At 26.0% G+C, this 16324-nt stretch carries 12 protein-coding genes and 2 tRNA genes; 11 read left to right on the forward strand and 3 right to left on the reverse strand.

The window, feature by feature from the left end; all coding sequences use genetic code 4:
- Nucleotides 1-35: 35 nt before the first annotated feature.
- The 3 genes from T383_RS0100195 to T383_RS0100205 all read left to right on the forward strand — a co-directional run bounded on the left by T383_RS0100195 (nucleotide 36) and on the right by T383_RS0100205 (nucleotide 1922).
- The gene (locus T383_RS0100195) at nucleotides 36-317 is read left to right on the forward strand and encodes a hypothetical protein (RefSeq protein WP_033159674.1); all 282 of its coding nucleotides are present in this window, start codon (nucleotides 36-38) and stop codon (nucleotides 315-317) included.
- Nucleotides 310-1077 carry a hypothetical protein gene (locus T383_RS03670; RefSeq protein ID WP_156940221.1) on the forward strand — a complete coding sequence of 256 codons (768 nt, stop codon included), beginning with the start codon at nucleotides 310-312 and terminating at the stop codon, nucleotides 1075-1077. The genes T383_RS0100195 and T383_RS03670 overlap by 8 nt, the downstream gene beginning before the upstream one ends.
- Before the next feature lie 503 nt (nucleotides 1078-1580).
- Nucleotides 1581-1922 (forward strand): hypothetical protein, encoded by a 342-nt coding sequence (locus T383_RS0100205; RefSeq protein WP_156940222.1) that lies wholly within the window; start codon nucleotides 1581-1583, stop codon nucleotides 1920-1922.
- Nucleotides 1923-2296: 374 nt separating this feature from the next.
- On the opposite strand, the gene T383_RS03675 is transcribed toward T383_RS0100205, so the two are convergent.
- The gene (locus T383_RS03675) at nucleotides 2297-3037 is read right to left on the reverse strand and encodes a DUF4357 domain-containing protein (protein ID WP_052663875.1); all 741 of its coding nucleotides are present in this window, start codon (nucleotides 3035-3037) and stop codon (nucleotides 2297-2299) included.
- Nucleotides 3038-3127: 90 nt separating this feature from the next.
- Nucleotides 3128-4492: an ATP-binding protein gene (locus T383_RS0100215; RefSeq protein ID WP_033159806.1), complete on the reverse strand. Its 1365-nt coding sequence runs from the start codon at nucleotides 4490-4492 to the stop codon at nucleotides 3128-3130.
- 606 nt (nucleotides 4493-5098) lie between these two features.
- On the opposite strand from T383_RS0100215, the gene rplM reads away from it, so the two are divergent.
- The 6 genes from rplM to T383_RS0100245 all read left to right on the forward strand — a co-directional run bounded on the left by rplM (nucleotide 5099) and on the right by T383_RS0100245 (nucleotide 8029).
- Nucleotides 5099-5539 (forward strand): 50S ribosomal protein L13, encoded by a 441-nt coding sequence (rplM, locus tag T383_RS0100220; protein ID WP_052663877.1) that lies wholly within the window; start codon nucleotides 5099-5101, stop codon nucleotides 5537-5539.
- A 24-nt stretch (nucleotides 5540-5563) separates the two neighbouring features.
- Nucleotides 5564-5956, forward strand: coding sequence for a 30S ribosomal protein S9 (rpsI, locus tag T383_RS0100225; RefSeq protein ID WP_033159676.1), 393 nt, complete (start codon nucleotides 5564-5566; stop codon nucleotides 5954-5956).
- Between the two features lie 71 nt (nucleotides 5957-6027).
- A complete protein-coding gene (locus tag T383_RS0100230) occupies nucleotides 6028-6999 on the forward strand; it encodes a phosphatidylglycerol lysyltransferase domain-containing protein (RefSeq protein WP_033159677.1) in 972 nt (323 codons plus the stop codon).
- A complete protein-coding gene (locus T383_RS0100235) occupies nucleotides 6993-7832 on the forward strand; it encodes a hypothetical protein (protein WP_033159678.1) in 840 nt (279 codons plus the stop codon). Before T383_RS0100230 ends, T383_RS0100235 begins: the two co-directional genes overlap by 7 nt.
- 39 nt (nucleotides 7833-7871) lie before the next feature.
- Nucleotides 7872-7948, forward strand: a tRNA-Ile gene (locus tag T383_RS0100240).
- Between the two features lie 5 nt (nucleotides 7949-7953).
- Nucleotides 7954-8029 (forward strand) — tRNA-Ala (locus tag T383_RS0100245).
- A gap of 90 nt (nucleotides 8030-8119) precedes the next feature.
- Here T383_RS0100245 and T383_RS0100250 read toward each other — a convergent pair.
- Nucleotides 8120-8500 (reverse strand): MG296/MPN423 family protein, encoded by a 381-nt coding sequence (locus T383_RS0100250; RefSeq protein WP_033159679.1) that lies wholly within the window; start codon nucleotides 8498-8500, stop codon nucleotides 8120-8122.
- 610 nt (nucleotides 8501-9110) lie between these two features.
- Here T383_RS0100250 and T383_RS0100255 point away from each other — a divergent pair.
- Both T383_RS0100255 and T383_RS0100260 read left to right on the forward strand, forming a co-directional pair.
- Entirely contained in the window at nucleotides 9111-12602 is a 3492-nt protein-coding gene (locus T383_RS0100255; protein WP_033159680.1) for a hypothetical protein, read from the forward strand.
- A gap of 20 nt (nucleotides 12603-12622) precedes the next feature.
- Complete coding sequence (locus T383_RS0100260) at nucleotides 12623-16195, forward strand: hypothetical protein (protein ID WP_033159681.1); 3573 nt, start codon at nucleotides 12623-12625, stop codon at nucleotides 16193-16195.
- Nucleotides 16196-16324: the final 129 nt, after the last annotated feature.

Below are 16324 nucleotides of genomic sequence, written 5' to 3' on the forward strand. Positions count from 1 at the left end.
ATAACGAGGATGATGCAAAATTGTTTGCTTATTTCATGGAATCACGTTTTTTACGCTTTTTAGTGTCAATTGTTAAATTAACACATGATGCAAATAGAAATTCATATCGCTTTGTTCCATATTGTGATGTAATTAATCAATTTACAAATTGACAAAAAATTAAAAATGAATCTGAAAAACGCGATGCACTTGATCATGAATTAATGGATTATTTTGGTTTATCAAAAGAAGATCAAGACTATATATTTAAAACTGTTAATAGAATGAATGCTAGTGTTGAAGATATTTTAGAAAGTAATTTATCTGATGATGAATAATAAAGATTTATTGCTTTCAAAACTTTATACAAAATTTAGTGATGAAGAAGACTTTATTCCTGATAATGGAAATCAACAAAAATTAGCTGAAGTTTTTACACCTAAATTAGTGGTTGATTTAATGCTTAAAAATTCTGGTTTAAAAAATGATAGTAATTTTATGGCTTCAGTATTTGAACCAGGCTGTGGCACTGGTAACTTTACAATTGAAATACTAGCAATTAAATTAGAAAAAGTTTTTAAATACATCCAAACATTTGCTTCAAAGCAAACTAAATTTAAAGAATATTTAATTAATTCACTTTTAGCATTAGCTTCAATTACTTTTTTAGATATTGACTTAGGTAATGTTAAGACTGTCAAAAACCGATTATTTAAATTTATGATTAAAAAATTTAATGTTTACATGAAAATATTAAATTTAGATAAAGATCTTCCTAAATATTATGAATTAGCAATTAATTCAATTCTTCATGCTAATGGAATTTGTGCTAATTTACTAGATAAAGAAATTTGTAATAATTTATTAATTGTTAGGTATGCACGTAACAAAGATTGGATTGGCCGCTATGTTTATAAATTTATTGATCTTTTAAATATTAATTTAGTCGCTAATGATCAATATAATTTGTTTTCTGAAGATGACTTTTATTTAATTGATCCTGAATATGAAGATGAAATAAAATACAATAAATGAACTTTGTTAATTAATGGCAAAGATATATTTAAAAAAAATAGTTCTTTAAAAAAAGTAATTTAAATATATTAATGAATTAAATTGACAAAATTAATTATTACAAAATATCATAAATACGATGCTTTATTAATTTATAAATCAACAAAAAAAGTTTAAATTTCAAATAATATTTTGATTATTTTATACCCAAATGCTTTAATTAAACTTACATAGAGACAAAATAAATATTATTATTTTGTTGTTAGTCAAAATTTTAATTTTCATGAATTTTGAATTAACAGAGAAATTAAAAACATTGTAGAATAGAAAAACTTTTAACCTATTAGTTTTAAAGAATATTTACTCTAGTATATATAACTAACAAATTCAATTTACACTAAACTCATCTTTTTAATTTACTTGTCAAATGGTTATTCAAGAACAAAATGCCATTATAAAGAATTAAAAAAAATGAAACCAATTTTCATTTTAAAACCAAGGTCCATTGAACAGCTCTTGGTTTTTATTTATAATAGAAATTGATTATTTCTTAAGTTAGTTTGTAATACATGAAAGGCTATTTATTTATGTCTATAAAAAAATGTGAATGTCAGTTATGTATTGCAGGACTAACTGATCATGAAAGAAGAATTACTAAATTGGAAAACAAAAAGAAAAAAACTGGCAATGGTGGTGACAATAAAAAACCACCTCAACCAAGAATTCCCGCATGGTTTAAGATGTGGAACGAACAAGTATTTATTCCTCTTGCTCAAGATATTAAATCTTTAAAAGATGATGTTCAATATCTAAAAGAAGATGTTCAATATCTTAAAACCAATGCAGTCATGAAGGATGATTTTAAAAGTATGCTAAAAGAAGAACTAAAAGTTCTACTTAAACCATCTGCTTTTAAAGATTCCAAATAAAATAATTCTTCTTTAATCTATTAGCACCTTATCAATCAGGGTGGTTTTTCGTAATATGTAATTAAATACTAGCATTACGCTCAAGCACTGCCATAGTGTCCTAATATTTTAATTAAAATATTATTTAAGACATTTGCCAATTAAAAAACATTAAATATAAGCATACTTTAAGAGTTCTAACATTAATATGGAACCATTATTTTAAATGTTCAACAAATGCAATTTTATTTAAAGAATTATTGAAAAAGTAAGTAATTTTTAGTAATTTGATTTATAGTTCTATGTTTGTATTAAAACAACCAATAGTTAAATTAATAAATTTAATTTTTTAATCATATTTTGAAATATTAAACAAAGCATTTATTAAAAGTGATTTAAATTTCTTTTTTTCTTTCATTTTCATCTAGTGATTTGCCATTTTCATCTTTTCAGAAAACTCAACCATTTATGTTTGTACAACACACTAAATATGCTGGTGCAGAAGGTGAATCATATTCTATATCTTTTAATATAGTAAGTTTACCGTTTATAAAATCCGCTAATCCTTTTTTTATCAAATCATCTTGCTTACTCTTTATTTCTTGATATCTAAGATTGTTTGCTAATTTGTCACTTGGCCATCGGTGTACAACTGAATCTTTTAAAAGGACAAACTTACCATTGCCTTTAGATAATAATTTTGCTTCTCTAGCATAATAAATTTTACTTAAATTATTATTGGATACAAAGTTAGCATTTAGATTTTTATTTTCTTTATAAATTGTAATTTTATTATTAGTGTTTAAAATTAAACAATCTTCACGATTATGAATTTTAGCAATACATTGCAAAATTTCATATGCATCTTGTGGTGGCAAAGTAAAAAATTCTTTTTTAGGATCAATTTGAAGATCTGGAACTAGTTTAATTAACAATTTATGAATTAATTTATCAGGTGCACCATTGGCAATAGCACTAATTTTATATGTGCAATAAACTTCAAAGTTTGAAGGGCAACCTGTATTTAATGACCTTAACCTTTGTTTCAAATTTTGTGTATAACCAATTTTTATGCAATTTTTTGGAAAACTTGGGTTAGTTAAAACATAAATTAAAGATTCTTTTTTCTCTTGCATATAAAATTTTAATAATTACTTTATTTAATGATTTGAATTATACCAAATATTTTAAATATCAATGAATGTGCTTATCGCTTTTTTTTACATTTAAACTAACAATAATATGGAATAAAATAAATCAGTTAAAGCTTGTTCAAATTCTATTGTGCAGTCTCTCTCTTTACTTATGGCATGAGCGATTTCATGAATGACTGTGTTAAATAATTTTTCTTTATCACTTAATATTTTTTTAACTATTTGTATAGTATTAGTTTCATGTATAGTGATTCCTAAAGCATTGGGATGATCTTCAATTACTTCAAATTTAAATGATCGTAATTTTTCTTGTTTGGAAATATCAATATTTTTAGACAATTGCTCAATCTTTTTTAATACTCAATCTCAATTGTTTTGTTGTTGCGGTTCAAAATTATTTACAATATCTCCTTTATAATCACTTATGTATTCATTTCCAAAAAAATCTAATGTGTATTTTTTAAAATTTTCATCTTTTATAAAAGTATTGTATTCTTTTTTATTTATTGAAATGATTTCATAATTTTCTAGCATAGCATAAGACTTAAACATAGGATAAGTTGGTGTGTCAGGACATGCAAGTAAAATTCTTCTATTTGTATTTTTAATAATTAATTTTTTTACATCTACTAATGATCATTCTCCATCAGAAAATTCTTCCCGTTTATCTATCAAACAATTAATTAATTTTTGTGTATTGTCATTAATATTAGATTTAAGTATAGAAATAATATTGTCTCTATAAACATCTCTAGATATATTTCTTCTTTCTCTATTTAAACCATTTTTTAATTTAGTGTTTGGCAATAAAATATTGTATGAAAATAAGAAATTATCATCTTCTGATATTTTCATTCCATTTAAAAAAATTTCAGATTTGTTAGAATTATTTCTTTCATAAATTTCACCTTTTTCAGAAGAAGAAAGCTTTTCATAATTTTCCGATAATTCTAAAAAATTAGAAATAGCTTTTTTGTAATCAGTTTCATCGATATTATTAATAACAATTTTTGTTCCTTCATTTTCAAAAATAGAATTATTAATTTTTATATGTATGGTTTTAATATTTTCATTAATACCTTTTTTAAAATCTTCTTTTGGAGTAAAAGACCCATGCTTACTATAAAAAGTAATTTCCTTGTTATTTCTAAATAAAACTGAAACAGCATCTTTTAAACCTATTCCAAATTTTCCTATAACTATTTTTGATTGTTTTTTCTCTTCATTTTCATTTTGAATAAAATGATTAGATGTGATTCCCCTACCATAATCAAAAATCGTCAAAGTATTATTATCATAATTTATGCTAGGAAATTCTGTTTTGGTTAATCTACTTTCATCAATAGCATTGGCAATTAATTCTCTAATAGCATCAGAAATGGATCAATCTGATAAAATTTCTTTGATATTTAAATCAAAAGTTATTTCATTGTTCATAATTTTTTTAATACCCATTTTTATTTAAATACTTATAAATGTGAACTTACAAAATTTATCTTTAAAAATACACTATGTTCATTTTAAAATTGTGGATTTCGAAATTGACAAACCCTTGTAAAGGATAATTTTATTATTTGTCCTATTAAAATTTTAAATAAGCATTTTAAAGTTATATAAACAAAGTCTTAAATTTAACATCTTATTAAGTAAGGTAATTTTTATACAGAGTAAAATAGTATAAAATTATTTATATGCTTTAAATTTTAAAAAGCTATCTTTTATGTCTTGAAAAACACAAGCCTAGCAAACTATTTTAGGTAAAGATTTTAATGCATTTAGAAAACACAAAATAATAATTAAACTTTTAAATAATAAAAGTAAAAACATTTATTTATAAACAATACTTATAGTTACTGTTAATTAGTTACTAAATTAGTATGTCTTATCAGTGTAGTAAATTAGTTTACTATATTAGTGTATTTATATTATAATCTATTTGCTTTGCGTGATTTATTAAGTCACTATGTGAACAAAACAAAGAAATTAAAAATAATAAAATAAAGTTTATATGGACATTAATTGTTAATATAGTTTGGGTCATTTATGCAAAAAACAACAATGTTAAAAAAAGCAGATGCACAAAAAATGCGCAAATGATATTGTGTTGATGCTACAGATTTAGTTTTAGGTAAATTAGCTGTCAAAGCTGCAAATGTTTTGCGCGGGAAAAATAAGGTTAATTTTACTCCAAATCAAGATTGTGGAGATTTTTTAATTATTATTAATTCTGACAAAATTCGTTTGACTGGAAATAAAATGGATAATGAATTTTGGTATCGACATTCTAATTACATTGGTGGAATTAAAAAACGTAGTGGACGCGAAATGTTAGATAATTATTCTGACAAATTAGTTTACAATGCAATTAAAGGAATGCTACCAGATAATAGAATTAGTAAAGAAATCATTCGCAAACTAAAAGTTTACAAAGGTAGTGAACATGAACATGCTGCTCAACAACCTAGCATGCTTCATTGAAAGTAATAATTAGGGAGATAATTTATTTATATGAGTAGCAATTCATTTTATGGATTAGGCCGTAGAAAAACTTCAGTAGCAAAAGTTACTTTAACTTCTGGTTCAGGCAAGATTATTGTTAATAGAAAAGATCCAGAAAATTATTTTCCAAATAAGATTGTAATTCAAGATTTAGAACAACCATTAGAGGTTACTAATTCTCGCAATAATTATGACATTAATGTTGTAGTAAATGGCGGTGGTTTTACTGGACAGGCTGGAGCAATAAGATTAGGTATTGCTCGTGCTTTAATTAAGATTAACCCTGATTTTAAAAAAATTCTTAAAGCAAATAAATTAGTAACTCGTGATGCACGTAACAAAGAACGTAAGAAATTTGGTCTTTATGGTGCTAGAAGAGCTCCTCAATTTACTAAGCGATAATTTTTTTTATATTTAAAAAATAAAGAGCAAAAAGTTTTTTTATTTTTATGGAGAATATATAATTAGTTTTTATGAAAACTATTCTCCCAAGTACTTTGTTAAATTTTCAAAACTGTATTAATAAAGTTAACCCAAAAAATGTATTTTCAGCTGCTACATACTTGTCTTGATCAACTTTTGGTGTTCGTATTAATTATGAATATGATGTAAAGTTAAATTGTATTTATTTATATTGTAAGTATGAACCATCATATTGAAATTATATAAATAATATTTTTGATAAAAAAATGGAAAAATGAACTGATGCTTCACATAAACATTTAATTTTATCACCAATTGTTTCTACTCCAAATGCTTTTTTAAATGTTGCCCAGAAACAGATTGATTTATTTTTGAGTCATAAGAAAAATTCTGGTGGTTTGTTTATGGAAGATTTAACAAATGAACAAATTGAACAATTGAAAACAATTTATGATGTAGAAGTTATTTATACAAATTTTAGCAATTATCTATACACAAGAGAGCAATTGCAATTTATGGCTGGAAAGAAGATGCAAAAGCGACGCAATCATCTTAATTTTTATTTAAATAATTATCAATCTTTAACACAAGTAAAAAAAATTAAAGATATTAATTTTTTAGAAATTATTAGATTTTTAAAAAAATGAGGTAATGATAATAATCAGTTTAATTACGAAAGTGAACTAAAATTTGTAAATTTATCTAAAGAATTAATTGAAAAAGAAATTTTTAAAGGATTAGGCATTTTCATAGATAGTAAACTAATTGGTTTAACAATTAGTTACGAACATAATGATTTTTGTGAAATCTTAGTTGAACATGCAGATAAAACCAAACGAGGTTCATATCAATATTTATTATCTCAAAACTTAGCTATTAATCATCCACTGGTTAAATGAGTAGATCGTCAGGATGATGTTTGATCTTCAATTATTGATTTTTCTAAAAGAATGTACCATCCATTTTCTATTATTTTAAAAAATGTTGCACATATAAAACTTAAAGAAAGCAATTTATGTTAAGTAATTCTTATAGTTTTAATCATTTACTTGAATATAAAAAAAATTATCTTCGTTCTTTTATTGAAGAGAATGATAAATCTTTTAATTATTTTCTTAATGAATATATATCTCCCAGATGTATTTATTTAAGTACTGATTTAAAAAATAATTTTGCTCTTGGTTTAATGACAATTCCTAAAACCATTGTTTCTAATAATCATTTTTTAAAAGCATGCTTAATTTATGGAGTTGTTGCTGCAGATGAATATAAGCACACACATATTTTGCATAAACTATTTCCTAATTTTATTTATGAAATGAAAAACAAATATGATGTTATTTTAATTGAAAGTGATTATTGAAAAATTTATGAAGAATTTGACTTATTATCATTAAATAATTTTTCAACATATAAATCTGTAAATCATATCAATGATGCTTTTTTAAAAACATTATTAAAACCATTAAATGATGTTACTATTAATAAAGCTTTAATGATTTTTAAAAATCAAATAAAAAATTTTAAAATATCAAATTATGTTGATTTAGATTTTAATACTTTAAAGCATTTTTTTAAAGTAAACATTTTGATGGGAGATCAAATTTTATTAGCAAAGCAAGCTTTTGCACTTTATTCAAAAAAAAATAAAACAATTAGTGCTATTCATTTTGAAAATCATGCTGCTTTAATTGAATTGATTAAATTTATTCCAATTAATTGGACTTTTAATTTAGATGATGTTTTTAATCATCTAGTTACTATCAATTCAGTAAAACTATTAACTGTTATAAAAACCAAAATGTTTAATTTTTCCGAAAGATTAAATACTATATTTTTTAGTGAATTTAATTAACTATTTTATTGTATAATTTCATTTGCATTTTACTATAATGGAAGTATAGCTCAGTTGGTTAGAGCACACCCCTGATAAGGGTGAGGTCGATGGTTCAAGTCCATTTACTTCCACCATTAATGGGGATGTAGCTCAGCTGATAGAGCACCTGATTTGCACTCAGGAGGTCGAGGGTTTGATCCCCTTCATCTCCACCATTTTTATTTTATGCCCACTTTTGTTATTAAAAGTGGGATTTTATTTTTAAAAATAAAAAAATAGTCAATAATTAAGTATTAAAGTTTCTATTAATTGGTAAATAATTTTTCAAATAATTTAAAATATTTTTTTGCATCCATATTTTTTGTTGTAGCTAAAGATTCAATCAATCAATAGTAATGATCTAGCAGTAAAGTAAAGTTTCTTTTAGCATCATTGCTTTTGTTATTTAAAAATCTTTTTGTCATATATTCAATATCATTTAAAACTTCATTTTTTAAAAACAAATCATCACCAAATCACTCTGAATCCATTATTGGAATCACTTCATCTTCTTCATAAATAATTCTTGTATGCTTTTCACGATTAAAAATTTTATTTCAATTTTCTTTTAGTAAAGAAAATTCAACTTGATTAATATCATTAATTAATTTTTCTTTTAGTAAAATTATTGGATTTTTGCCATTCATGTTGATCTCATGTATTTAAATTAATATTCAAAAACATATCAATTTTATATATTAATTTTTAAAAAACATTTAATATGTTTTTGTTTGTTTATTGTGTTATGAATTATTTTTACAAACATTTTGTTTTAAAAAAATGTTTATTTAAAATTTTGATTTATGTAAAAAAATACAAAGATTTTAAAATATTTAACATTTTTTAAAGTTTATTGCATTATTTTTTGATTAATTAATTTTAAATAATATATTGCATTAGAACTTATTAAAAGTTTGAAAAATTATAACTTTTTGTTTGCATTGTTTAGTTAGTAATTGATTCAAAAATTTAATATTATTCATATTTTGGTTAAATTTCTGTTCTTTTTTATAAGTTTTTTTCATTATAAATATTTTTACTTTGAAAAAGTTTTACTAAATGTTTTAACTACAATTAATTACTTAGCAAACTTTTAGATTTAAATATTAAATACATCTTCTTTAAAGAAGGTAAATTTGATTTTTTTTTTTTTTTTGGTAAGTTGTAGTCCATATTAATGAAGTTGTATTCTATGTTTTAATTGTTTTAATTTGGTTTTAGAGTACATTATGAATTTAGTAGGGAAATTCTTATTTTATGCAAAAAAAGAGAAATCATAGAAGATATTATGGCTTGTTTTCTATTTTAGGAGTATCTGTTGTAGGTTTATCATTATTAGCTGGATTAGTTTCATCAATTGGTTTAAAGGATGATTCCCATGTTGTAAATTCATTAACTAATCAAGAAGCAACTATGAAACCAAGTGTTATTCCACAATCATTATCTAGTGTTGATGTTAAGGTTACTTCAGAATCATTTGATAGTGGGGCTATTAGTGCTGATGAAATTAGTGATGCAGATGGAAATTATATTTTAACTGGTACCAATAAAGCTAATACAGCTGCAAAAGTTGTTAAAATAAATTTTCAAATGCAATACCTTTATGATTGAACTTATAATAAACAAAATGGTTATGTTGTTCGTCAAGTAGTTGCTGATACTGATGACTTAGGTTACTACTATGCCTTGTTAGTTAATAACAACATAACAATTACAGCTAATGATACAAGCGATGCATCAAATAATAATGATGTTGAAAATAATTGCCAAAAATTTACTCTTCAAAACCCTGCTTTAGTTGTTCAATTGTATGATAATGGTTCAGGATTTGAACAAAGAAATGTTTATCAACTACAATTACCAGATTTCTCAATTAATGATTTCTCTACTTTAAGTGAACACCATCCAGAGTTAGGTGCTACTCAGATTCCTCCTATATCTACTACTAGTTCAGTTGAAGGAAGTGCAGCATATCAAGATTGTCTTAAAGGAACTGCTCAAGACAATATTTGGAACCATGTATATGTTGAAGATGCTATAACAAATGAAACAACAAATGATGAACTTTCTTTCATTCGATCAATGAAATATACAGATAATTCAGTTGTTGGTGGGCAATCTACATGACATAATAATATTGATCAATCTGTTTTTGTAAATAGTAATGACAAACATGTAATCTATAAATTACTTGCCAAAACACATATTAATGATATTTCAAAAAGTGGTCAAGATAAAGGCAATACTGAAGATTTTTATATTCTAAAAAAATTATATTTAAACAATGCTAACAACATGGTTTATATTAAAGATGCTACTACTAATAAAAAAATGATTTTGTTATTTGGTGGTAATTCATATCAAAGTTTTTGATTCTATGATTTTTGTGTAACAACTAATGGTAATGCAACTAAAGATGTAAATCCATTACTTTATGCGAATTATAACTTTGACCCAACAAATTCAACAAATTATTATGGTGGTGATGGGTTATATCCAAATGTTGTTAAAAGACTTTTTTACTTACCATTTATGGACCGTAACAAGGTTTCTAATTTGGCTTGATATGTTGGCGGCGCTAAAACATTAAAGATTACTAGCAAAGATGGTTCATCAACCCCATACATTTTTTTGGCAATGATGCAACCAAACATTTCTGATTATAACAGTCGATTATATTTTGGTGATTCATCAAGTTCAACAGATTCATCAAATGCTGCTCAAGTTGCTGCAAATACTGGAAGTTCATCTACTTCTACAAAAACAATAGACCAGGTAAAACAAGGAACATATGGAACTTCATATCAAGTAAATCGTTTTAATAATACAACAGTCAATGCAAATTTAGATGGAAATACAGGTAGTACTACTTCAAATTTAACAGCAGAATCTACTAACACAATTAGTATGAATACTAGTTTGCAAAAAGGTAGAAATCATAATGATCAATATTTAAACCAAGAAATTCTTGTTGGTTCTTCATCTATTAATGCTTCCTATCAACTTTTATCATCAGAAGGTTATGAAAGTATTAGTAATGGTATTAAATCTGAAGTAGTTAGTGCTTCTAGTTTTTGATTTCCCTTTACTGCTATTCAATCATTAACAGTTTTACCAGTGATGACTTCTAGTATTGCTAGTCTAATTGCTGTTGACCCAACTGTTGGTCCACAACAAAATATGATTTATATGAATGATTTTTTTGATAAAGTTGTTGATCGTAATAATCATTTTGCATTGTTTAATTGTGTTTTTAGAAGTAACAAATTTTATAAATTTAACTTTGGTAAAAAATTTATTACTCTTCCGCAAACATGGATCAAGAATATAGATGGACCAAAAACTGCTACAAATGTAGCTCCTAATGGGAATCCTTTTAATAGTGGAAACATTATTGTTGGAACTGATTTTTATGGTTTTTCAAGGGTTCTAACTAATTTAAATCCTCATCCTAGTGAAGTATTTGATAATACTTTAGGTGATGGATTAGAAAATACTGCAAGTCAAAAAATTCTTGCTTTTTCGCCAGAAATAACATCAGAAGTTATTACAACTAGTTCTGGTGATTCTTATAATCGTGTTTCTGCCATTTTGATTGTTCGTGGATTCATTTACAATGTTTCTTATAGTTTTCAATCTTTATCTGGCGTTGGAGTTGTTCCTATTGCTGATTTTTCTAAAGCTAACATAGTTAATATTAATCCAAATCAACATATTAATGATGTTAGTAATTTATTGTCTATAAGTTATTCTGATAATAATTGAATTATTAGTTATCAAGACCCTACTAAGAAAAAGCATGCTTTCTATTCATTAAAACTTGATCAAAATAATAATTTAACTTTTAGTAAAAATAGAGATTTATCATTTATTAACATTAATAATAATGATGTAACCAAAGTCATTGCTAAAGGTGTAAGTAGTTGTTTTACTTTTAGTATTTCAGGAAATAGTGGAGAGCAAGTTGATTTTATTAATACCTCAAATTTAGTTAGTACAGATAATGGTAATACTCAGTTACAAGGAGGAACAATAATAGATAATTGATCAGTTTGAGGAAAAGTAGATCGAGTTAATGATCAATATTTAATTGATTCTGGTTTAATCAAACAAACACCTAAAAAAATTATGAATTCACCTGGTTTATTGAATCAATTAATAACTTATACTGGTGGTTGAAGTTATGATCCTTTAACACAACAAACATTTGCAAAACCTAAAATTATTAACCCAAGAGTCGAAGGTTCTAGTCTTGTTTTTGATGTTGCTTTAATGTATGTGAATGGAATTTATTACACATCAGCTCAATTTGATTCTAAAGAATACCCTAATGTTGTATATGATGCTACATTGGCAACACCTTCGTTCAAATTTGATGGTTTTAGTCCAATGGAACCATGAGTTTTGCCAGTAGTTATTTCTATTTCTGTTGTTTTGACACTTGTACTTATTTCAGTTGGTATTGGTATTCCATTGTCAATTAAACGAGATCATAAGTTGACTCAAAAAGGATTTTCATCTACTAACAAAAAGGTTGATACATTAAAAAGTGCTGTTGGTAATGTATACAACAAAGTTATTGTGCAAACTAAGAACAACAAACAATGACAAATGTTGAAATCATCTAATAATAAAGCTCCTAATTTAAAATCTAAGTCAACTGTTCCATCTTTTCCTTCAAAACCTACTGGTCCTTCAAAACTTGTTAGTGGATTAGAAAAATCTATTTCCCCTAAAAAACCAAATTAGTTTTATGGAATTATTTAGTTATGAAAAGAAAATTTAATTTTAAGTATTTATTAGTATCATTAGCAAGCATTACTATATTAACTTCTGTTGGAATTGGACTTTATGTTTTTTCACTTTCCAAGCAATCAAATTTTACTAAACCAATTTTAAAAGATGGATCAATACCAATTACATCTAATAATTTTGGACAACAAGTAGGAAAAATTCGCCATTGACAAAATAATAACTTTAGTGGTGTTCAAGTTAAAAATAATGGTTTTGTTGTTTTAACTGGAACAGATTCTGCAACTAGAATTGACTCTTTTGGTAATATTATTTGAGAATTTGATCCAAATAATATTACAACTGATAAGTATCTAGGTGCAAATGATTTTGCTGGAAAAAAAGTTGTTGAAATTGTTGAAGATCAATTAAATTCAAATGTTTTATATTTACTTTTAGTTCCAAATCAAGCACCTGATGAATGTAAAAATGTTGATGATCCAGACAAGTTGTATTATAGTCAAATGATAGGTAGTAACAATTCTAGAAACCAAGCAACTTTAGTTAAAATTACTGAGAACATTGGCAGTTATTCTGGTAGTTCTTGAGCGCCATCATTCACAATTAATTCTCACATTAATATTGACCCCCAAAAAATGGTTGATAATTATCCAAGTGATTGAAAAAAGAAAGCTAGTGAGCAAACATATGGAACAGAAAATGATTTTTTTGCCAAGGTAGATCACCCATCTTGATACATTAATAGTTCCAGTGATAAAATAAGTCCAGCAACAATAGGTACTGACCAATCATCTACTGTAACAAATGAAACCATGGTTTTACCATGAAAGCAATATGTTACTAATTTAGGTAATATGTATGCTAATAATGGGGTTGTTTTAGTTTTTGGTGGCAATGGGTCTATTTATAATGATCCAGAAGCTTTAAGTATTGGGGTTTGAAAAGCAGATTTTAATACTAATACTATTGCTGGAATTCCATATGCATATTTGCTAAGTGGTTTAACTTATGACCCAGTATATGATGCAACTTCAAAACCTCAAACACGATGAAATTGATGTTATGCTCCAATTGGACAAACTAGTAATTTTCATTATGTTCCACGTTTGGCTATTGGTGGAATAGAAACTAATGTTTCTTCAAACACAAAGTCATTTATTTATCTAGCTGGTGGAATTACTGTTGGCCAAATTAGAAACTCTCAAACTCGTGATTGAAAACCTGTTGATGAAGCCAATACAGAAGAAGTAAGACAAAATACAAGAGAAGGTGATGCTAAACCATCACCTACTCTACAAGAAAAACGTTCTTTACAATTATCTGGTCAAAATGCACTTACTAATTTAAAATCCCCAGATCGTAATTCTATTGACCCATGTTTATTGTTTGGAACTGCATTAAGTATTGACTCATTAATAAATATGCCTACAACAGGTTTATCAAGTTTAACAATTGATAAATTTTCTAATATTTTAGTTAGCAATAGTTATTTTGATATTGGAACTAATATTTCATATAATTCATTTTCTGGAACTTATTACTTTTTTGATTCTAAGAGAGGTGTAACACAAACTTCAAGTAGTGGTAGTGCAAGTGCTCTTACTACTGCTGCTCAAATAATTGAACAAACAGTGAATTCTTATAATGCTGCTCGTCGTACTTTTTCTTATTATTTTGATCCAAATGTAGATGGAAAACAATTAGTTTTTGGACAACTTATCAATAAGTTGCCAGAGGGCAAATACACTTCTTCTTCTTCTTCTTCTTCTTTTACTCAATTAGGATCATCTAAAGCAAGTTATTCATATAACCTTCCTACATTAGTTGATAATGCCCGTAATTATTACTACCCAACATTAACTTTTGGTTATTCATTAAAGAGTATTGGTTCATTGGTTAAAGTGCAAATGCCAAGTGAAGTAACAGAAACTAAAGGTCAACCTGTTTATGGTTATGCAATGCAAGTTGGTAAATCAATTTTGTTTATTAATGAACCTAAATTTGATTCAACATCCATTGTTTACCATGCTCCTTCCAGTATTTCAATTGGAGATAATAGTGCAATTGGAATCCCATACTATGGAGATCAACCTTATTGATATTGTGCTAAAACATGACAAAATAACTTAGATTTTGATAATTTGCCATTTAGTTCTTGTGGTTCTTATGAAAAAGATAATGAAGTTTTACGTTTAGGTGTTGGCGAATTTGTTGGTGGTATTAAAGATTTAAATAATACAGTACCATATATTACAAGCCATTTTACTATTGGAAATGATCCATATGCTAGTGTTGGTCCAACTGAAGAAAAAGCTACAGCAGTTTTACCTTGAAATGATTTTGATGGTTTGTCTTTTGGTAGTAATGGTTCATCATTAGCTAGTTTATGAACAGATTCCCAAACCCCAACTAAAGATCACTTGTTTTTAACATTTAATCCGCAACTATCAGAATTTAGACCTGGTTTATATTGAACTGAATTTACTTATCTTACTAGAGTTAATGATTATTGTGGTGAAAAGCAAATTTGGTTTGAAACAGCAACTCAACAATTACAATACAACAATTCTGATTCACAAGGTTTAAGTCAAACAGAACAAAGAGCTACAACGACTTTTTCAACTACTCAAACCACAACAGGTAAATTTTCTACTATTTTTTCTATTCCTGCAGAATATTATGCTACTGGTGTAAATGAAACATCAGGATCATCAGTTGATGCCGTTTTTAAAATGTGTAATGATTCTACCAATATACCTTGCTTGTTTACTCAAAACAAAAAATCAAAAAAAGCAGCAATATCTGATTCAGGAATTTCATATGTTACATTTAATCCAACAAATATTGAATATAAAATAAATGACTCATTTCCTCGATCTACTATTTTGGGGCAAGGCGGTTTCATTAATGTTTTAACTGATGATATACTAACAAATTCATTAGGTTCTATACTTGAAACTAATTCTTTATCTATTTTAACTAATGATTTAAATGATAAATATGAACAAATTCAAACTGTTAAACCAGAATATGTTAATCAAATCTTTAAAGTAACTCAACATGTACCAGTATATCAAACATTACAACAAGAAAGTAAACCAGAATTTATTATTCTTGCTTCTAATGTTGATATGCTAAAACAACAAGCAACGTTTACTGCTTATTCTTGAAATTGTTTATTGAATTGTTATGATTTAATGCCAGCATCAACTACAGATGTAGCTCTTGTAAGTAATGTTACTTTATCAGGTTTTAGTGCTTTAGCTTCATGGATTTTACCAGTAGCTATAGTTGTACCAATTCTTATTATTGCTTTGGTTATAGGTTTAGGTTGTGCAATTGGTATCCCAATGCATAAGCATCGTAAATCTCTTCGTGTTGGTTTTGAATTACAACATCAAAAATTGAACACATTGACAACAGCTGTTGGTGGTGTATTTAAAAAAATTATTGAAAGTACAGATGGCACTAACATGAAGTCTAAACCACAAATGCTAAAACCAAGTTCTTCTAGTAAGGCTGCTTCACCCGCTAGCAAACCAGGTTCCACTCTGCCTCCATCTTTTGCAAAACCAGCAAACTCCTACTAAACCAACATCAACTCCTGCTCCAAAACCAACAACTCCAAGTAGCCCAAAAAAAATCATAAATTAAATTTTTATAGGAAATTAATATGTAAATTAGTTTTAGAAAAAAACTGTTTACATATTTTTTATTTT

Source organism: Mycoplasmoides alvi ATCC 29626 (assembly GCF_000701785.1).
Lineage (GTDB): Bacteria > Bacillota_I > Bacilli_A > Mycoplasmatales > Mycoplasmoidaceae > Mycoplasmoides > Mycoplasmoides alvi.